This window comes from Rhodobacter sp. SGA-6-6, assembly GCF_011043545.1.
GTDB lineage: Bacteria > Pseudomonadota > Alphaproteobacteria > Rhodobacterales > Rhodobacteraceae > Pseudogemmobacter.
The window spans coordinates 389,754-409,004 of the sequence record NZ_JAAKGP010000003.1 but is presented as its reverse complement, the minus strand read 5'-3'; the positions used below and the strand labels follow the sequence as shown (position 1 = coordinate 409,004).

16 protein-coding genes and 1 tRNA gene are annotated in these 19,251 nt (G+C 70.3%); 16 read left to right on the top strand and 1 reads right to left on the bottom strand.

The window, feature by feature from the left end; genetic code table 11:
• Window positions 1-51 precede the first annotated feature (51 nt).
• The 5 genes from G5B31_RS08435 to G5B31_RS08415 all read left to right on the top strand — a co-directional run bounded on the left by G5B31_RS08435 (window position 52) and on the right by G5B31_RS08415 (window position 4,317).
• Window positions 52-1,179 (top strand): mandelate racemase/muconate lactonizing enzyme family protein, encoded by a 1,128-nt coding sequence (locus G5B31_RS08435; protein ID WP_165015986.1) that lies wholly within the window; start codon window positions 52-54, stop codon window positions 1,177-1,179.
• Window positions 1,179-2,018, top strand: coding sequence for an alpha/beta hydrolase fold domain-containing protein (locus G5B31_RS08430; RefSeq protein WP_165015983.1), 840 nt, complete (start codon window positions 1,179-1,181; stop codon window positions 2,016-2,018). The genes G5B31_RS08435 and G5B31_RS08430 overlap by 1 nt, the downstream gene beginning before the upstream one ends.
• Entirely contained in the window at window positions 2,015-3,070 is a 1,056-nt protein-coding gene (locus G5B31_RS08425) for a GlxA family transcriptional regulator (protein WP_205911843.1), read from the top strand. Before G5B31_RS08430 ends, G5B31_RS08425 begins: the two co-directional genes overlap by 4 nt.
• Window positions 3,055-3,729 carry an isochorismatase family protein gene (locus G5B31_RS08420; RefSeq protein WP_165015980.1) on the top strand — a complete coding sequence of 225 codons (675 nt, stop codon included), beginning with the start codon at window positions 3,055-3,057 and terminating at the stop codon, window positions 3,727-3,729. The genes G5B31_RS08425 and G5B31_RS08420 overlap by 16 nt, the downstream gene beginning before the upstream one ends.
• 120 nt (window positions 3,730-3,849) lie before the next feature.
• A complete protein-coding gene (locus G5B31_RS08415; protein WP_165015977.1) occupies window positions 3,850-4,317 on the top strand; it encodes a hypothetical protein in 468 nt (155 codons plus the stop codon).
• 179 nt (window positions 4,318-4,496) lie between these two features.
• Here the strand turns inward: G5B31_RS08415 and G5B31_RS08410 are convergent, their stop codons facing one another.
• Window positions 4,497-5,108 carry a MarR family winged helix-turn-helix transcriptional regulator gene (locus tag G5B31_RS08410; protein WP_240904333.1) on the bottom strand — a complete coding sequence of 204 codons (612 nt, stop codon included), beginning with the start codon at window positions 5,106-5,108 and terminating at the stop codon, window positions 4,497-4,499.
• 114 nt (window positions 5,109-5,222) lie between these two features.
• On the opposite strand from G5B31_RS08410, the gene G5B31_RS08405 reads away from it, so the two are divergent.
• The 11 genes from G5B31_RS08405 (at window position 5,223) to G5B31_RS08355 (ending at window position 19,217) form a co-directional block, all read left to right on the top strand.
• On the top strand, window positions 5,223-6,743 hold the full coding sequence (locus tag G5B31_RS08405; RefSeq protein WP_165015974.1) for an MDR family MFS transporter: 1,521 nt from the start codon (window positions 5,223-5,225) through the stop codon (window positions 6,741-6,743).
• 268 nt (window positions 6,744-7,011) lie between these two features.
• Window positions 7,012-10,452 (top strand): pyruvate carboxylase, encoded by a 3,441-nt coding sequence (locus G5B31_RS08400; RefSeq protein WP_165015971.1) that lies wholly within the window; start codon window positions 7,012-7,014, stop codon window positions 10,450-10,452.
• Window positions 10,449-10,961 carry a DUF2314 domain-containing protein gene (locus G5B31_RS08395; protein ID WP_165015968.1) on the top strand — a complete coding sequence of 171 codons (513 nt, stop codon included), beginning with the start codon at window positions 10,449-10,451 and terminating at the stop codon, window positions 10,959-10,961. Before G5B31_RS08400 ends, G5B31_RS08395 begins: the two co-directional genes overlap by 4 nt.
• Window positions 10,962-11,105: 144 nt before the next feature.
• Window positions 11,106-11,180: transfer RNA gene (locus G5B31_RS08390), tRNA-Gly, on the top strand.
• Between the two features lie 274 nt (window positions 11,181-11,454).
• Window positions 11,455-11,901 (top strand): TspO/MBR family protein, encoded by a 447-nt coding sequence (locus G5B31_RS08385; protein WP_165015965.1) that lies wholly within the window; start codon window positions 11,455-11,457, stop codon window positions 11,899-11,901.
• Window positions 11,902-12,126: 225 nt separating this feature from the next.
• Window positions 12,127-13,188: a hypothetical protein gene (locus tag G5B31_RS08380; RefSeq protein ID WP_240904332.1), complete on the top strand. Its 1,062-nt coding sequence runs from the start codon at window positions 12,127-12,129 to the stop codon at window positions 13,186-13,188.
• A gap of 134 nt (window positions 13,189-13,322) precedes the next feature.
• Window positions 13,323-14,318 (top strand): ligase-associated DNA damage response exonuclease, encoded by a 996-nt coding sequence (locus G5B31_RS08375; RefSeq protein ID WP_165015962.1) that lies wholly within the window; start codon window positions 13,323-13,325, stop codon window positions 14,316-14,318.
• Window positions 14,315-15,865, top strand: coding sequence for a cisplatin damage response ATP-dependent DNA ligase (locus G5B31_RS08370; RefSeq protein ID WP_165015959.1), 1,551 nt, complete (start codon window positions 14,315-14,317; stop codon window positions 15,863-15,865). The genes G5B31_RS08375 and G5B31_RS08370 overlap by 4 nt, the downstream gene beginning before the upstream one ends.
• 182 nt (window positions 15,866-16,047) lie before the next feature.
• The gene (locus tag G5B31_RS08365) at window positions 16,048-16,551 is read left to right on the top strand and encodes an Lrp/AsnC family transcriptional regulator (protein WP_165015956.1); all 504 of its coding nucleotides are present in this window, start codon (window positions 16,048-16,050) and stop codon (window positions 16,549-16,551) included.
• Window positions 16,552-16,554: 3 nt separating this feature from the next.
• Window positions 16,555-18,099, top strand: a complete 1,545-nt coding sequence (locus G5B31_RS08360) for a hydantoinase/oxoprolinase N-terminal domain-containing protein (protein ID WP_205911842.1) — start codon at window positions 16,555-16,557, stop codon at window positions 18,097-18,099.
• Window positions 18,096-19,217 (top strand): DUF917 domain-containing protein, encoded by a 1,122-nt coding sequence (locus G5B31_RS08355; RefSeq protein WP_165015953.1) that lies wholly within the window; start codon window positions 18,096-18,098, stop codon window positions 19,215-19,217. Before G5B31_RS08360 ends, G5B31_RS08355 begins: the two co-directional genes overlap by 4 nt.
• Window positions 19,218-19,251: the final 34 nt, after the last annotated feature.

The following is a 19,251-nucleotide window of genomic DNA, read 5'->3' as shown; positions in this document are numbered from 1 at the left end:
CTTGCCCCGCCCTCCGGTCCCGGCGGGCGGGGTCCTTTCCCAAGGGTAGCCATGAACATCACATCCTTCCGCGTCACCTCGCTGCGCCTGCCGCTGAAAACCCCCTACATCTGGTCGCAGGGCGTGGAAGAGGCCTTCCACGTCAACCTGATCGAGATGGAGGCCGAGGACGGCAGCATCGGCTATGGCGAGACCACCACCGCCCCCGACGCCACCGCACAGGCGCGGGTGCTGGAAAAGATCGGCCGCAGGCTGGTCGGCACCTCGGTCTTCGACATCGCCGCCAGCTGGGCCGACGCCTATCGCGCGCTGTTCCTGACCTTCGGCGGCAACATGCCCCGCTACGCCAACCAGCTGCAAAGCGGCATCGAGATGGCGGCGCTGGACCTGCAGGGCAAGCTGCTCGGCCGGCCGGTCTGGGACCTCTTGGGCGGGCAGCGGCGCAGGGAGGTGGGCTATTTCTACTTCCTTCAGGGCGAAAGCCCCGAGGAGATTGCCGCCGACGCCGCCCATGCCGCCAGCATCGGCGAGCCGGTGATCTACCTGAAGGTCGGCGTCGGCACGGACCACGACCGGCAGGCGGTGCGGCTTGTCCGCGAGGCCATCGGCGACGCCCGCCTGCGGCTGGACGCCAACGAGGCCTGGGATGTCTCCACCGCCATCCGCCGGATGACGGAATTCGCCCCCTACGGCATCGAATACATCGAGCAGCCGACCACCAGCCGCTCCTTGGAAGCCCTGCGCCGTGTCACCGAACGCGCCCCCATCGCCATCGGCGCCGACCAGGCGGTGTTCACGCTGGACGAGGTGTATCGCGCCTGCGCCACCGGCGCGGCGGACATGATCGCGGTCGGCCCGCGCGAGATCGGCGGGTTGCGCGGCACCATGAAGGCCGCCGCCATCTGCGAAGGGGCGGGGCTGAACCTCTGCATCCATTCCTCGATGACCACCGGCATCACCACCTGCGCCGAGCATCACGTCGGCCGCTCCATCCCGAACCTTGACGACGGCAACCAGATCATGTGGCAATTGCTGCGCGAAGACATCGTCGAGGACCCCGGCCTGACCCCGGTGAAGGGCAGGCTGTCGCTGCCGGCCAGGCCGGGCCTCGGCTTCACGCTCAACAGGGATGCGGTGGCCCGCGCGGCCGAGCTGTTCCGCAAGCACGACGGGATGTGATGACGGCCCCCGAGACGGTTCAACAGACGGTCCCCGACTGGATCGACGGCGACCCGGCGGAACTGCGCCGCTGGCGCAGCGCCCGGCCGGAGGTGGCGGACCCCGCCCTGCCCGCCGACGTGGCGATCTCCGCCCTGCCGCCGGAAGGGGACTGCCCCGGCGGGCTGTCCTTCACCCCCGTGGAAGCCACCGGCACCCCGGTGGTCTATTTCCACGGCGGCGGCTTCGTCGTCGGCTCGCCCGAGACCCACCGCATCGTCACCGCCTGGATCGCGCATCTGACCCGCGCCGCCGCGGTGTCGATCCGCTACCGGCTGGCGCCCGAACATCCCCTGCCGGCGCAGGCGCAGGACGCCGTGGCCGCCATCCGCCGCCAGCTGGCGCTGCATCCCCGGCTGCGGCTGATGGGCGACAGCGCCGGGGCGATGGTGGCGCTCTGGGGCCATGCGGCGCTGACGCCGGAGGAGCGGCTGCGGATCGAGGAGGCGGTGCTGTTCTATCCCGGCGGGCTGCCGACCGGCCCCGCGCCTTCCACCCTGGACGAGACCGACGGCCTCGGCCCCCGTTCGCTGGCCTCCTACCACCGCCGGCTGGACCCGGCGAACCTGTCGCCCGGCAATCCGGCCTATGACCCGATGGCCCCCGGCTTCCCGCTGCCCCGCGCCGTCTCCGTCCTCGGCGCCGGGGCGGACCCGGTGCTGAACCAGTCCGAGGCGCTGGCCCGGCTGCCCGGCGTCCGCCTGACGGTGGCGGAGGAGCAGGCGCACGGCTTCCTTTCCGCCCTGCCCGCCGAAGCCGCCGCCGCGCCGCTGCGCGCCGCCCTGGGGCTGGCGCCGTGATCCGCCCGCCGCCCGGCCCGCATATCCCGCCCTCCGGCCCGGTCTCCCGCGATGCCGCGCCCCTGCGCCACGCGATCCTGGTCTTCCCCGGCTTCCCGCTGATGGCCTTCTCCGCGGTGATGGAGCCGCTGCGCGCCGCCAACCTGCTGTCCGGCAAGCGGCTTTACGACTGGTGCGTGGTGGCCGAGGAGCCCGCGCCCCTGCGCGCCTCCAACGGGCTGCGGATCGAGCCCGACCACGGCGCCGCCACCGCGCCGGATGCCGACCGCATCGTCACCTGCTCCGGCGGCGATGCCGAGCAGCTGGTGGCCGACCGGGCGCTGTCGTGGATCCGGCGGCAGCTGCGCGGCGGCGCGCAGCTCGGCGCGGTGGCGGACGGGGCCTTCTTCCTGGCCCGCGCCGGGCTGCTGGACGGCCATGCCTGCACGCTGCACTGGACCAGCCAGCCCGCCTTCCGCGAGACCTTCCCCGAGATCGACATGCGGCAGGACCTGTTCGTGCTGGACCGCAGCCGCTTCACCGCCTCGGGCGGGGTGGGGGCGCTGGACATGATGCTGGCGCTGATCGCCGCCGATTTCGGGGCCGAGCTTTCGGCCGCCGTCGCCGAATGGTTCGTCCACGATCCGCTGCGGCAGGACGCCGACCGCCAGCACATCGACCTGCGCATCCGCACCGGCATCCGCGACCCGATGGTGCTGGCCGCCGTCGCGGCGATGGAGCGGGGGCTGGACGAGCCCTTGGAAATCCCGCGCCTCGCCGCCGGCCTGAACGCCTCCTCCGACCGGCTGGAGCGGGCGTTCCGCCGCGAGACCGGGCTTGCCCCCGCCGCCTATCTGCGCCGCCTGCGCCTGCGCCATGCCGCCGACCTGCTGCTGCATTCGCGCAGCCAGATCGACGCGGTGGCGCTGTCCTGCGGCTTCCTCAACCCCTCCAGCTTCGCCCGCGCCTTCCGGCTGGAGTTCGGCTGCACCCCGCGCGAGATGCGGCGCGACCGCGACCGCCACGCCCGCAGCCACGGCCTTACGGACCCGGAAAGATGCACCAGACACTGACCCTGCCGCCGGGCCGCGCCGGCCTCCTGCTGATCGACATGCAGGAGGAACACCGCAGCGATACCCGCTACCTCGTCCCCGATTACGACGCCGTGGCCGCCAATTGCGCCCGGCTGCTGGCGGCGGCGCGGGCGGCGGGGATGCCGGTGCTGCATTCGATCTACCTGGTGGAAACCGCGGCCCGCCCCTTCCACCCCACCGGCGCCGACGGCCGCTCGGCCTTTTCCGATGCCGGCGCGCCGGGGTCGGAGATTTCGCCCGAGGTCACGCCGCGCCCGGGCGAGGAGGTGATCGTCAAGCAGGACGCCAGCGTCTTCACCGCCCCGGCGCTGGCCGCGGCCATCGACCGGCTGGGGCTGGACTGGCTGATCGTCGCCGGCTGCTGGTCCGAGGCCTGCGTCGCCGCCACCGTCAAGGACGGGGTAGAGCGCGGGGTGCACATGCTGCTGGTCAAGGACGCCTGCGGCTCGGGCAGCGAGGCGATGCATCAGACCGCGGTGCTGAACATGGCCAACCGGCTTTACGGCGGGGCGGTGGCGGATAGCGCACGCGCCTGCGCCCTGATCGGCGGCGGCGCGGCGCGGGTCTGGACCACCGACCTGCCGGTGCCGGTCAAGTTCACCTGGGACAGCGCCGCGGCGGATTACGCGGCGCTGTAGAACGCCCCGCAAGCCCTCGGGTTCTCTACGAAAACCCCTTATCCTTCCGCTTTTTCGGGAACCCGTCCGGTTCCCTCGCGTTGTCTTGCGGTATCCCGGACAACGACCGGAGGGAGCGACATGATCCTGCACAGCACCGCGCTTGCCATCGCCTCGACCCTGACCGCAGGGGCCCTGGCGGTTTCCACCCTCGCCCTGCCCGACCGCGCGGCGGAAGAGGACCAGGTGCCGCTGGAAGAGATCGAGGTCCATGCCGCCATGCCCTCGGCGCGGGGACAGCCGCTGTCGGTCTACGACGCGCTCGGCCATGAGCAGATCTCGCCGGCGCAGACCTATTGCGACCGGCACGAGGTGGTGGCCGACGGCCTGACTCACGACTTCGCCGAAACGCTGCAGGCCGAGAAGGTCAGCCGCGACGGGCTGAAGATCGAACTCTGGACCTCGGACCTGATGGGCACCTGGACCGCGCTGCATCACGGCGAGGACGGTATCTCCTGCATCGTCGCCTCCGGCGTCGACTGGACCCCGGCGGTCAGCCCGGACGACCTGATCCAGCTGGCGATGCAGGAAGTGGTCTACGGGTGGTAGGGTAGGCGATCCGCCGCGCGGCTCTTCGTTTCGAAGACCACGAAGCTGCCGGGCCAATCCCCGCCAGCCAGCAGCGCGTCCCGTTCACCGCCCGGACTTCAACTCCTCGGCGGCTTGGAATCGTCGCCGAAAGGGGCCCGGCTGCGCCCTGGCGAAGACACCGGGACAGCAGGCTCACCCTACGCCCCCGTCCCCCCTGCCCCGGGATATTCCCGCCGCATCCCTTCGGAATAGCGGGCGAAGAGGCGGGCGAAGGTTTCGATGTCCTCCACGCTCCAGTCGGCGAAGATGCGGGCGTTGCGCTGCCATTTCGCCGCCAGGAAGGCCTGCATCAGCGCCATCCCCCGCTCGGTCGGATTCAGGATCGACCGGCGGCCGTCCTCCTGGCTGACCGCCCGCGCCACCAGCCCGCGCTCCACCAGGTCCGCCGCGATCCGGCTGGCGCGCGAGGGGTCGAGACACAATTCCTCGGCCAGCAGCCCCACCGTCGGCTCCTGCGGCGCGGGCCGGCCATAGCCGCCGCGGATGCGCAGGATCGCCGAAAGCGCGTGGAACTGCGACGCCTCCAGCCCGGTGCCGAGCTCGGCCATCAGCGTCTGCGGCATGTCGCCCTTCATCACCCGGCGGACGAAGAGGAAATGCTCGGCGTCGAAATCCAGCATCGCCGCAATGGCCGCGGGCGCGAAGCCCGCCGCGGCCAGCTGCCCGCCCACCTGCGCGCGATAGGAGGGGGAGCCCTTGCCGGGCGGAGGAGGAGTGTCGGTCGGGTCCATGCGGTCGGGATGGGGCAAGACTTTGCCTATGTCAACAGGATGCCATGGGCATTTATATGCCATTGACACATATCTTCCCGCAAGGCATCTAATGCCGCACCCCTGATTCCGCATTTGCGACGGTTCCTTCCCATGTCCCCTTCTCCCTCTGCCCCCGCGGGCCAGCCCCCGGCCGGCGCCTCCTCCGTCCGCGTCGTGATCGGCTCGGTCGCGGTGCTGCTGCTTCTGGCCGCGTTGGACCAGACCATCGTCTCCACCGCGCTGCCGACCATCGTCGCCGACCTCGGCGGGCTGGAGCACCTCAGCTGGGTGGTGACCGCCTATATCCTGGCCTCCACCGTGGTCGCGCCGCTCTACGGCAAGCTGGGCGATCTTTACGGCCGCCGCAGGATGGTGATCGTCTCGGTCACCATCTTCCTTCTCGGCTCCATCCTCTGCGGCATGGCGCAGTCGATGGCCTTCCTGATCGCCTCCCGCGCGCTGCAGGGCCTGGGCGGCGGCGGGCTGTTCGTGCTGGCGCTGTCGATCATCGCCGACGTGCTGCCGCCGCGCGACCGCGGCAAGGTGCAGGGCGTCTTCGCCGGGGTCTTCGGCGTCTCCTCGGTCCTCGGCCCGCTGATCGGCGGCTGGTTCGTCGAGGTCGCCAGCTGGCACTGGATCTTCTACGTCAACCTGCCCTTCGGGCTTGCCGCCCTTGCCGGCTTCATCTGGGGCTTCCATGCGCCCTCCGAGCGGGTGGAGCACAGGGTCGACTACGCAGGCGCGGCGCTGCTGACGCTGGCGCTCGGGTCGCTGATCCTCGTCACCTCGCTGGGCGGGCGCAGCTTCGCCTGGGACAGTCCGCAGGCCATCGGGCTGATCGCGCTGGTGGTGCTGTCGCTGATCGGCTTCCTCTGGGTCGAATCGCGGGCGGCCGAGCCGGTGCTGCCGCTGAGCCTGTTCCGCGGCAATGTCTTCAACGTCACCTCGGCCATCGGCTTCGTAGCGGGCGCGATGATGTTCGGCACCGTCACCTTCATCCCGGTCTGGCTGCAGATGGCCCGCGGCGCCAGCCCCACCCAGTCGGGCTGGGAGATGATCCCGCTGACCTTGGGCATCCTGATCAGCTCCAACGTCGCCGGGCGCTACATGGGACGGACCGGGCGTTACCGGCTGCTGCCGCAGGTGGGGCTGGCCATCGCCGCCCTGGGCATGGCGGTGCTGACGCAGATCGGGCCGGAGATGCCGGACATGCTGCTCTGGGCGGCGCTGCTGGCCGTCGGCGCGGGGATGGGCACGATCTTCCCGGTGGTCACCACCGCGGTGCAGAACACCGTGCCGCGCCAGCAGATCGGCACCGCCACCGCGGCCGGGCTGATGTTCCGGCAGGTCGGCGGCTCGGTCGCGGTGGCCGCCTATGGCGCGATCTTCGCCGCCGGGATGGCGGCCGCGCTCGGCGCGGCGGGATCGGGCGCGGTGCATGTGGCCGAACTCGGCCCGCAGATGATGGCGACGCTCGGCGAGGCCGACCGGGCGCTGGTGGGCCGGGCGGTCTCGGACAGCCTGCATCCGGTGTTCTGGATCAGCCTCGTCCTCGTCGGCATCGGCTTCGCGCTGACCTTCGTGCTGAAGGAAGTGCCGCTGGTGAACCGCATGGTGCCGCGGGGAGAGTGAGCCCCGTGTTGCCGGCCGCCGGGGGCGCTTCGCCCCCCGGACCCCCAGAGGATATTTTCCTCCAGAAAGAGGAGAACCCCTGCCCTCTTTCTGGACTTAAATATCCCACGGAGGTCCGGGGGTGTGAAACCCCCGGCCCCGGCTTCGGCGGGGAGCGCCGTTCGGCCATGGCGCAAAACCCGCGGAATTTGTCGCTGGACACACTTGCGCTGCACCGCAGCACCCCTAGAGTGACCCGCCAGAAACGCCACTCGGGGGGCCGCTGCCGATGTCCGACTTCCGCAAGATCCTAGTCGCAAACCGGGGCGAGATCGCCATCCGGGTGATGCGGGCCGCCAACGAGATGGGCAAGAAGACGGTCGCCGTCTATGCCGAGGAGGACAAGCTCTCGCTCCACCGCTTCAAGGCGGACGAGGCCTATCTGATCGGCGAGGGTCTGTCGCCGGTGGGGGCCTATCTGTCGATCCCCGAGATCATCCGGGTGGCGCGGATGGCCGGGGCGGATGCGATCCACCCGGGCTATGGCCTCTTGTCCGAGAACCCCGATTTCGTCGAGGCCTGCGACGCCGCCGGCATCACCTTCATCGGCCCGCAGGCGGAAACGATGCGGGCGCTCGGCGACAAGGCTTCGGCGCGCAAGGTCGCCGTCGCGGCCGGCGTCCCGGTGATCCCGGCGACCGAGGTCCTGGGCGAGGACATGGCCGCGATCAAGCGCGAGGCCGCAGAGATCGGCTATCCCTTGATGCTGAAGGCCAGCTGGGGCGGCGGCGGCCGCGGGATGCGGCCGATCCTCTCCGAGGACGAGCTGGAGACCAAGGTCCGCGAGGGCCGGCGCGAGGCCGAGGCCGCCTTCGGCAACGGCGAGGGCTATCTGGAAAAGATGATCCAGCGCGCCCGGCATGTGGAGGTGCAGATCCTCGGCGACAAGCAGGGCAATGTCTGGCACCTGTGGGAGCGCGACTGCACCGTGCAGCGCCGCAACCAGAAGGTGGTCGAACGCGCCCCCGCCCCCTACCTGACGCAGGCGCAGCGGGAAGAGGTCTGCGAGATGGCCCGGCGCATCTGCGCCCACGTCAATTACGAATGCGCCGGCACCGTCGAATTCCTGATGGATATGGACGAGGGGAAATTCTACTTCATCGAGGTGAACCCCCGGGTGCAGGTCGAACATACCGTCACCGAGGAGGTGACCGGAATCGACATCGTCCAGGCCCAGATCCTGATCGAGGAGGGCAAGACCCTGCCCGAGGCCACCGGCGTCGCCTCGCAATCCGAGGTGAAGCTGAACGGCCACGCCCTGCAATGCCGGGTGACGACCGAGGACCCGCTGAACAACTTCATCCCCGACTACGGCCGGCTGACCGCCTACCGCTCCGCCACCGGGAACGGCATCCGGCTGGACGGCGGCACCGCCTATGCCGGCGGCGTGATCACCCGCTATTACGATTCTCTGCTGGTGAAGGTCACCGCCCACGCCCAGACGCCGGAGAAGGCCATCGCCCGGATGGACCGGGCCCTGCGCGAGTTCCGCATCCGAGGCGTGGCGACGAACATCGAATTCGTCATCAACCTGCTGAAGCACCCGACCTTCCTGGACTACAGCTATACCACCAAGTTCATCGACACCACGCCGGCGCTGTTCCAGTTCAAGAAGCGGCGCGACCGGGCGACCAAGCTGTTGATCTACATCGCCGACATCACCGTGAACGGCCACCCCGAGACCGCCGGAAGGGTGAAGCCCCCGGCCGAGGTGCGGGCGCCGAAACCGCCGGCGCCGAAGGGCGAACCCGCCATGGGCACGCGGAACCTGCTGGAGCAGAAGGGCCCGCAGGCGGTGGCGGACTGGATGCGGGCGCAGCAGAAGGTGCTGATCACCGACACCACGATGCGCGACGGGCACCAGTCGCTGCTGGCCACAAGGATGCGGTCGATCGACATGATCAAGGTCGCGCCCGCCTATGCCGCCAACCTGCCGCAGTTGTTCAGCGTGGAATGCTGGGGCGGCGCCACCTTCGACGTGGCCTACCGCTTCCTGCAGGAATGCCCCTGGCAGCGCCTGCGCGACCTGCGCGCCGCCATGCCCAACCTGATGACGCAGATGCTGCTCAGGGCCTCGAACGGCGTCGGCTATACCAACTATCCGGACAACGTTGTTCGATCCTTCGTAGTTCAGGCGGCGAAAACCGGCGTGGATGTGTTCCGCGTGTTCGATTCCCTCAACTGGGTCGAGAACATGCGCGTCGCCATGGATGCGGTGATCGAGGCCGGCAAGCTGTGCGAAGGAACGATCTGCTACACCGGCGACATGCTGAACCCGGAGCGGGCGAAGTATGACCTGAAATACTACGTCGACCGCGCGCAGGAGCTGAAGGCCGCCGGCGCCCATGTGCTGGGGCTGAAGGACATGGCGGGCCTGTTGAAGCCCGCCGCCGCCCGGGTGCTGGTCAAGGCGCTGAAGCAGGAGGTCGGGTTGCCGATCCACTTCCACACCCACGACACCTCCGGCGCGGCGGCGGCCACGGTGCTGGCGGCCTGCGATGCGGGCGTGGATGCGGTGGATGCGGCGATGGACGCCTTCTCCGGCGGCACCTCGCAGCCCTGCCTCGGCTCCATCGTCGAGGCCCTGCGCCACACCGACCGCGACACCGGGCTGGACATCGAGGCGATCCGCCGCATCTCCAACTATTGGGAAGGCGTCCGCGCCCAATACGCCGCCTTCGAATCCGGCCTGCCCGCGCCCGCGTCCGAGGTCTACCTGCACGAGATGCCGGGGGGCCAGTTCACCAACCTGAAGGCGCAGGCGCGCAGCCTGGGGCTGGAGGAGCGCTGGCACGAGGTGGCGCAGGCCTATGCCGACGCCAACGCCATGTTCGGCGACATCGTCAAGGTCACGCCCTCGTCCAAGGTGGTGGGCGACATGGCGCTGATGATGGTGGCGCAGGGGCTGACCCGGGCGCAGGTCGAGGACCCCAAGGTCGACGTGGCCTTCCCCGACTCGGTGGTGGACATGCTGAAAGGGAACCTCGGCCAGCCCCACGGCGGCTGGCCGCAGGGCATCCTGAAGAAGGTGCTGAAGGGCGAGAAGCCCCTGACCGAGCGGCCCGGCAAGTCGATGCCCGCCGTCGATCTGGAAGCGGTGCGCAAGCAGGTCTCGGCCGAGTTGAAGGGGCTGAAGGTCGATGACGAGGACCTGAACGGCTACCTGATGTATCCCAAGGTCTTCCTCGACTACATGGGCCGGCACCGGATGTATGGCCCTGTCCGCACCCTGCCGACCCGGACCTTCTTCTACGGGATGCAGCCGGGCGACGAGATCACCGCCGAGATCGACCCCGGCAAGACGCTGGAAATCCGCCTGCAGGCGGTGGGGGAAACCTCCGAGGACGGCGAGGCCAAGGTCTTCTTCGAGCTGAACGGCCAGCCCCGGGTGATCCGGGTGCCGAACCGCGCGGTGAAGGCCAAGACTGCGGCCCGGCCCAAGGCGGCCGAGGGCAATCCGCTGCACATCGGCGCGCCGATGCCGGGCGCGGTGGCCTCGGTCGCGGTGGCGGTGGGACAGGCGGTGCGGCCGGGCGACCTGCTGCTGACCATCGAGGCGATGAAGATGGAGACCGGCCTCCACGCCGACCGTGCCGCCACGGTGAAGGCGCTGCACGTCCACCCCGGCGCGCAGATCGAGGCCAAGGACCTGCTGGTGGAGCTGGAATGAGGCGGGCGCTGCTGCGCGCCGCGCTGGCGGCGGGGCTGGCACTGGCCGCCCCTGCCCTGGCGCAGGACGAGGTGATGGAGTTCGGGCAGGACGATGCGGCGATGGAAGCCGCCATCGCCGAGGCCCGGGCCACGCTGCCGCTGTTCCTGGCCCATGTGCTGGATGCCGGGGGGTCTTCGGCCGAGGGCGCGATGGTGAAGGTCGGCTTCCCGGCGCAGGGGGCCAGCGACCTGTCGGTCGAGCACATCTGGGTCGCCCCCTTCGCCCGCCAGCCGGACGGCGGCTTCGTCAGCCTCCTGGCCAATGCGCCGGTGGACCTGGGCCCCCTGCGCGAGGGCGACCGGGTGGAATTCGGCGAGGAGATGATCAGCGACTGGCATCTCTTCACCCCCGCCGGCACCGCCTGGGGCAGCTATACGTCGCGGGTGATGCACCGGCAGGGCGCCTTCGGCGACACGCCCTTCGAGCAGGTGTTCGAGGCCGATCCCCTGCCGGCCGACTGGCGCTGACCGGCGACCGCCACGCGGACTCCGCGCCCGGAAATCGCGCGATTTCCGGCGCCTCGGGGAAAGCGGCGGAAAAATCCGCCGCCCGCGTTTTTCCCCCTTGCGTCCCGCCCCGCGCCTGACTAGATCACCGCCTGTCCAGACGGTGCGGGCGTAGCTCAGGGGTAGAGCATAACCTTGCCAAGGTTAGGGTCGTGAGTTCGAATCTCATCGCCCGCTCCAGTTCGGACAGCGTTTTGCAAGAGCACAAATGGCGCCCTCCGGGGCGCCATTTGCTTAGGTGGCGGCACTCAGCCTGGCGAAGCTCCAGGCCGGATCGTTCGGCCGCATTTCCTTTCTGCCCGGCCGCTCGTTCCCGGAGCCCGACGTGTTCCCGGTGCCTTACGCCCCCGGAACGATGCGTCGCGTCGCGCGTTATCCCGGACCTCGAACGGCGAGAGGCTGGCAATGCGGCGCCCCGCGCGTGGGCGGGCGTTGGAAGGGAAAGGACCGGAGGATGCCTTTGAAGCTGGTTCTGTTCGTCGTTCCGGTCGTTCTTTGCGGCTGGATCATCGGCTGGACGAACCTTCCCGGGCCTTGGTATGAGGCCCTCGCCAAGCCGTCGTTCAACCCGCCGAACTGGGTCTTCGGCCCGGTCTGGACCCTCCTCTATGTGATCATCGGCATCGTGGGCTGGCGGGTGTGGGAAAGGTCGCGGGACCAGGGCCTGCGCGTGCTGTGGATCGTGCAGCTGCTGCTGAACTACGCATGGTCGCCGGTTTTCTTCGGGATGCAGAACGTGGCGCTGGCGCTGGTTGTCATCGGCTTTCTTCTGGCAGCCATCGTCGCCTTCACCATCCGCGCCCGGCGCAGGGAGCCGCTTTCGGCGGCGATGTTCCTGCCCTATCTCGCCTGGGTTTCCTTCGCGACCCTGCTCAATGCGGCGATCTGGCGGCTGAACTGACGCGGCCGCGCCGCCGCGCGCCGAAAAGATGGAACCAAAACAGAGGTCTTGGTGTTCCCCTCCCGATGCGGCACCCGACACCCCGCCGCATCGGCAATTATCCGGAACTGCCTGAACAGGCACTTGGGAGGGACCTTCATGCACAGCATCATCTATCTGGTCGGCCTTGTGGTCGTGGTTCTCGCCATCCTGTCGTTTCTCGGTCTGCGCTGAGGAGGGGCCGACATGGAACGCACGGAAGCCATGACCGCCGCCGCCGCGCCACGCCGCGAGGTCCCGGGCGGCTATATCGACTGGGCCGCGGTTCTGGGGGGCGCGGTGGTCGCCGCCGCCATCGCGGGGCTTTTCACCGCCTTCGGCGCCGCGCTCGGCCTTTCGACGATCTCGGCCGAGCCGGGCGAGGGGTCGCTCAACCTCTGGCTGGTCGTCACCGCGCTTTGGCTGGTGATCTCGCTGGTCGTCAGCTATCTCGCCGGCGGCTATGTCGCGGGCCGGATGCGGCGGCGGATCGATGACGCCTCTGCCGACGAGGTAGCGGCGCGCGACGGGATCAACGGCCTGGTCGTCTGGGGCCTGGGGATGCTGGTCACCGCCTGGATGGCGGCCGGCGCGATCAGCGGCGCGGCCACGGCGGTCGGCACCGCGGCCACGGCCGCCGGCTCGGCGGTCGGCGGCCTGGTCCAAGGCGCCGGCGCCGCGGTCGGCGGGGCGGCGCAGGGCGTGGCCCAGGCCGTGGGCGCTGCGGTCCCGGAGGATTCGGAAGGTCTGCTCGACTACCTGAACAGCACCATGATGCGGCCGGCCGTCGATGGCATCAGCCAGGGCGTCCAGCAGCCGGACGGCACCACCTCTCCGGGAACGCCGTCGATGGACGACGCCGAACTTGCACGGCAAAGCGGCGTCGTTCTCGGCAACGTGCTGCGCACCGGCGAAATCTCCGAGGAGGACCGCGCCTTCCTGATCGCGGCCGTCGCACGCCGCACCGGGCAGACCGGGGCGGAGGTCGAGGCCCGGGTGGACGAGGCCGTGGCCGCCGTGCAGGAGGCCCGCGCCACGGCGGAAGCCGCGGTCGCCGAGGCGCAGGCCGAGGCCGAGCGTCTGGCGCAGGAGGCCGAAGAGGCCGCCATCGCCGCTGCCGAGACCGCCCGCAAGAGCGCGATCCTGACCGCCTTCATCCTGACCGCCGCCGCGCTGGTCGCCGGGGCCGCCGCGGTCTCGGGCGGGGTGCGCGGCGGCCGCCACCGCGACGAGGGCCGCCTCTGGGGCGGATTCAGCTACCGCTTCTGATCGCGGCATGACACCAATGCGGGGCGCGCGCGATGACGGCGCGCCCCGTATCGTGCCTTCCTCCACCCCGGAAAGGCGGGACAGATGGCCGGCAGACCCTTCGAGATCGCCCCCGGCAGCGCGCGGCATCCCGCATGACCCCGCGGGCGGAGGAGATCGTCTATCCCACCGAGGCCGGGCTCTACTGCGCGCCGGGGGATTTCCACATCGACCCGCTCCGCCCGGTTGCCCGCGCGCTGGTCACCCATGGCCATTCCGACCACGCCCGCCCCGGCCATGGCGCGGTGATGGCCACGCGCCAGACGCTCGACATCATGGCGATCCGCCTTGGCGAGTCCTTCGCCGCCAGCCGCCAGATCGCCGATGGCCCGACACGGATCGGCGACGTGACCGTCAGCTTCCACCCCGCAGGCCATGTGCTGGGATCGGCGCAGATCCTGATCACCCCGGATCGCGGCCCGCGCATCCTGGTCTCGGGCGACTACTGCCGGACCCCGAACCCGGTCTGCCTGCCCTGGGAGCCGGTGGCCTGCGACGTCTTCATCACCGAGGCGACCTTCGGCCTGCCGGTCTTCCGCCATCCCGACCCGAGGACCGAGGCCGGGCGCCTGGTCGCCAGCATGGCGGAGTTCCCCGACCGCCCGCATCTGGTGGGGGTCTATCCGCTCGGCAAGGCGCAGCGGGTGATCGCCCTGGCGCGCGCCGCCGGACATGATGCGCCGATCGCCATCCACGGCGCGCTGAAGCGCCTGTGCGACTACCACGCGGAACAGGGAATCGACCTCGGCCCGCTGGTCCCGGCCACCGATCCCGGCGAGGCGCAGCTGGTGCTGGCGCCGCCCTCGGCCTTCGCCAGCCCCTGGGTGCAGCGGTTCCGCGATCCGGTGCTGTCCTATGCCTCGGGCTGGATGACGGTGCGCGCCCGCGCCCGCCAGCGCGGCGTCGAACTGCCGCTGGTCATCAGCGATCACGTCGACTGGCCGCAGCTGACCGCGACCATCCGCGACCTCGGGCCACAGGAGGTATGGATCACCCACGGCACCGAGGACGGGCTGATGCGCTGGTGCGAGATCGAGGGAATTCCGTCGCGCCCGCTGCGCCTGGTCGGCTACGAGGACGAGCCGGAATGAAAGCCTTCGCCCGCCTGCTGGAGCGTCTGGCCTTCACGCCGGGCCGCAATGCGAAGCTGACCATCCTGTCGCATTACTTCCGCGACACGCCCGACCCGGACCGCGGCTATGCGCTGGCGGTGCTGACCGGAACGCTGGACCTGCGGCAGGTCTCGCCCTCGCTGTTGAAGCGGCTGGCCTCGGAACGGGTGGACGAGCAGCTTTTCCGGCTGTCCTACGATTTCGTCGGCGACCTGGCCGAAACCATCGCCCTGATCTGGCCGGACGAGGCCGAAGCGGATGCCGGGGTTTCGGTGGCGCAGGCGGTGACGCTGCTGCGCGGGACCGGCAAGATTGCGCTGCCCGGGGTGATCGCGGACCTTCTCGACCGGCTGACGCCGCCCGAGCGGCTGGCGCTGCTGAAACTCGCCACCGGCAATCTGCGCGTCGGCGTCTCGGCCCGGTTGGCGCGGATGGCGCTGGCGATGGACACCCCGCGCAGCGCGGACGAGATCGGCGAGATCTGGCACGGGCTGGAGCCGCCCTTCCTGCCGCTGTTCGCCTGGATCGCCGGCGGCCCGCGGCCGGATGCGGCCGAGGCGCCGTTCCGCCCGGTGATGCTGTCGACCCCGGTCACGCCCGAGGACCTCGCCCCGCTTTCGCCCGGGGACTATCTCGCGGAATGGAAATGGGACGGGATCCGGGTCCAGGCGGTCGCCGAGGGGGGCTTGCGCAAGCTCTATTCCCGCACCGGCGAGGAGATCGGCGCGGCCTTCCCCGACATCATCGAAGACATGACCTGGCAGGGCGCGGTGGATGGCGAACTCCTGATCCGGCGCGACGACGCGGTGGCGCCCTTCGCCGATCTGCAAAAACGGCTGGGGCGCAAGCAGGTCGGCCGCGCGATGCTGCAAAGCCATCCGGCGGCGCTGCGGCTTTACGACATCCTGACATGGGAGGGCGAGGATCTGCGCGCCCTTCCCCTGCAGGAGCGGCGCGAGAGGCTGGAGGCGGCCCGGTTCGACAGCCCCCGGATCGACCTTTCGCCGCTTCTGCCCTTCGCCAGCTGGGACGACCTGGCGGCCCTGCGCGCGGCCCCCCATGCGCCGGTGATCGAAGGCGTGATGATCAAGCGCCGGGACGCGCCCTATATCGCCGGCCGCCCGCGCGGTCCCTGGTTCAAGTGGAAGCGCGACCCGATGGTGGTGGACGCGGTGCTGCTCTACGCCCAGTCGGGGCACGGCAAACGCTCGGGCTTCTACAGCGATTTCACCTTCGGCCTCTGGGACGGCGAGGATCTGGTCCCCGTGGGCAAGGCCTATTTCGGCTTCACCGACGAGGAATTGCGCGAGCTGGACAGGTTCGTCCGCCGAAACACCGTCCAGCGTTTCGGCCCCGTGCGCCAGCTGGCCCCCAGCCTGGTGGTCGAGGTGGCCTTCGAGGGGCTGAACGCCTCGCCGCGCCACCGCTCGGGCCTGGCGATGCGGTTTCCGCGCATTTCGCGCATCCGCTGGGACAAGCCGGCCGGCGAGGCCGACCATCTGGCAACGCTCAAAGCCATGCTGTGAGGGCGTTCCCGCCTCTCTGACACCTTCGCGCGAATGGGCCGGACCGCGTTGCGCGCCTGCGACCGGCCTTTCCGAAGCAGGCAGAGAATTGCGGTCCGGTGCAGCCGTTTCGACAATTGGTGCTTGACTAATTTCCGAATCGGAAAAACGATCACCAATCGGATGCGGAAACGGAACGCCCTATGTCGCAGCGCTACATCATCGACGACCTCGACCGGCAGATCATCGGCTACCTGACCGAGGACGGGCGCCTTTCCGCGGCCGAGATCGCCGGGCGGATCGGCACGGTTTCGGAACGCACGATCCGCAACCGCATCGCCGGGCTGTTGCAGGCCAAGATGATCGTGATCGGCGCCATACCCGACCCCTCGATGCTGGGCCGCGACGTGCAGGTGGAACTGATCATCGAGGTGGAGCCGGGGCGGCTGGACGAGGTGGCGATCGTCCTCGCCGAATATGACGAGATCGGCTACCTCGCCGCGATCAGCGGCAATTCCGCCCTCAGCGCCTCGCTTTTCGTCGAGGACCATGCGGCGGTGCTGGAATTCGTCAACCAGGAACTGGGGCGGCTGCCCGGCGTCCTGCGCGTCAGCAGCTCGGTCGTGCTGCGGCTCTACAAGGTTTTCGGCACGAGGACGACCGCGCTCAGCCGCGGGACGGACCTCGGCGGCAAGAAGAAGGGATAGCGGATGCTGCGCATCGGCGTTGATGTGGGCGGGACCAATACCGATGCCGCGCTTCTGCGCGGGACCGAGGTGCTGGCGACGGTGAAGTCCTCGACCACGGCGGATGTCACCTCGGGCGTCGGCGCGGCGATCCGCGCGGTGCTGGAGGCGGCGGGCGAGCAGGCCGCGGCGGTGGACGGGGTGATGATCGGCACCACGCATTTCCTGAACGCCGCGGTCGAGGGGCGGCATCTGGAGAAGGTCGGCACGCTGCGGCTCTGCGGCGCGGCCACCCGGTCGCTGCCGCCGATGATCGACTGGCCCGAAAGGCTGCGCGCCATCGTCGACGGCGGCGCGGCGCTGGTCGGCGGCGGGGTGAACTACGACGGGTCCGAGATCGCGCCGCTAGACGCCGGGGCGATCCGCGCCGCCTGCCGCGGCTGGCGCGACCGCGGCGTCGGCAGCGTCGCCATCTGCTCGGTCTTCGCCCTGGTCGATCCGCGGATGGAGAACGAGGCCGCCGCCATCGTGGCCGAGGAGATGCCGGACGCCGCGATCAGCCTGTCGCACCGGGTCGGCCGCACCGGCCTTCTGCCGCGCGAGAACGCCACCATCCTGAACGCCAGCCTGCACCGGCTGGGCCGCGAGACGGTGGATGCCTTCCGCGCCGCCTTCGCCGCGCTCGGGCTGCGCTGCCCGCTTTACCTGACGCAGAACGACGGCACCCTGATGACCGCCGATTTCGCCGAGCGCTATCCGGTCTTCACCATGGCCTCGGGTCCCACCAACTCGATGCGGGGGGCGGCCTTCCTGACCGGGCTGACCGATGCGGCGGTGATCGACATCGGCGGCACGACGACCGATGTCGGGATGCTGGTCGGCGGCTTCCCCCGCACCCGCAGCGAGGGCGCCACCATCGGCGGCGTGCTGACCAACTTCCGGGTGCCGGATGTCTATTCCTTCGGCCTCGGCGGCGGCAGCATCGTGCGGCCGGGCGACGGCCTGGCCATCGGGCCGGACTCGGTGGGCTTCCGCCTGCCGGAAAAGGCGCTGTGCTTCGGCGGCGACACCCTGACCGCGACCGACATCGCCGTGGCCGCCGGGCTGGTCGACCTGGGCGACCGCGGCCGGCTGGCGCAGGTCTCGCCCGAGCTGGCCCGCGCCGCGCTGGCGCAGATGAAGGCCAGCATCGAGACGGTGCTGGACCGCATGAAGCCGAGCGCCGACCCCATCCCCGCCATCCTGGTCGGCGGCGGCTCGGTGCTGGTCGAGGGGCTGCTGGAGGGCACTTCCGCCTCGCTGAAGCCCGACCATTTCGGCTCGGCCAATGCCATCGGCGCGGCCATCGCCCAGGTCTCGGGCGAGGTGGACAGCGTGGTCTCGCTGGAAGGCACCAGCCGCGAGAAGGCGCTGGAGGGCGTGGTGGCCGAGGCCCGGGCGCGGGCGGTGGAGGCCGGGGCGGACGAAGCCAGCATCACCCTGGCCGAGGTGGAGGAAACGCCGCTGGCCTATCTGCCGGGCAACGCGATCCGCATCGCGGCGAAAGTCATCGGGGAGCTGCGGGCATGAAATACTGGACCCTGACCGAGGAAGACATCGACCGCATCGCCATCGGCTGCGGCATCCTCGGCACCGGCGGCGGCGGCAGCACCTATCACGGCTCGCTGCGGGCCAAGGCGCTGCTGCGCGAGGGCAGGCGCATCCGCATGGTGCGCCCCGGCGACATGGCCCCAGACGCCCGCATCCTGGGCATCGGCGGCATCGGCGCCCCCACCGTGGGCATCGAGAAGATCGCCGAGGGCGGCGAGGGTGTGCGGCTGCTGAAGGCGGTGGAGCAGCACCTGGGGCGCAAGGTCGATGCCCTGCTGGGCGACGAAGTCGGCGGCGGTAACGGCATCGCGCCGATGCTGACCGCGGCGATGGCCGACCTGCCGGTGGTCGATGCCGACGGCATGGGCCGCGCCTTCCCCGAGGTGCAGATGACCTCGTTCTTCATCCATGGTCAGGAGGTGAAGCCCGCCGCACTGGCCGATGCCGACGGCAACGTGCTGATCGTGACCGAGGCGACCTCGCCGAAGATGCTGGAAAAGCTGCTGCGCGCCGGCACCATCGCCATGGGCTGCACCGCGCTGATGACCACCGCGCCGATGACCGGCGATTTCGTCCGCCGCTTCGGCATCCCCCACACCACCAGCCAGGCCTGGACCCTGGGCAATGCGGTGCTGGAGGCGCGGGCGGCCAAGGCCGATCCGGTCGAGGCGATCCTGAACACCTCGGGCGGCATCCGGCTGCTGCGCGGCAAGGTCACCGACATCGGCCGCCGGGTCATGGCCGGCTTCACCCGCGGCCGGCTGACCGTGGCCGGGCTGGACGCCGACCAGGGAAGGGTGCTGACGGTGGACATCCAGAACGAATACCTGATCGCGCGCGAGGACGAGACCCCGCTGACCATGGTGCCCGACCTGATCTGCATCGTCGATTCCGAGACCGGCCGCGCCATCGGCACCGAGGAACTGCGCTACGGCCTGCGCATCGACATCCTGTCGGTCCCCGCGCCGGTGCTGCTGCGCAGCGAGATCGCGCTGGCCTCGGTCGGGCCCCGCGCCTTCGGTTACGATTTTGACTTCGTTCCCACCGGCATCTCGGCCGATGCGCCGGCGGTGCCGCACTACCAAGAAGCAGGCTGACGCCACCGATTCACGCCACACCGCAGGGAGATTG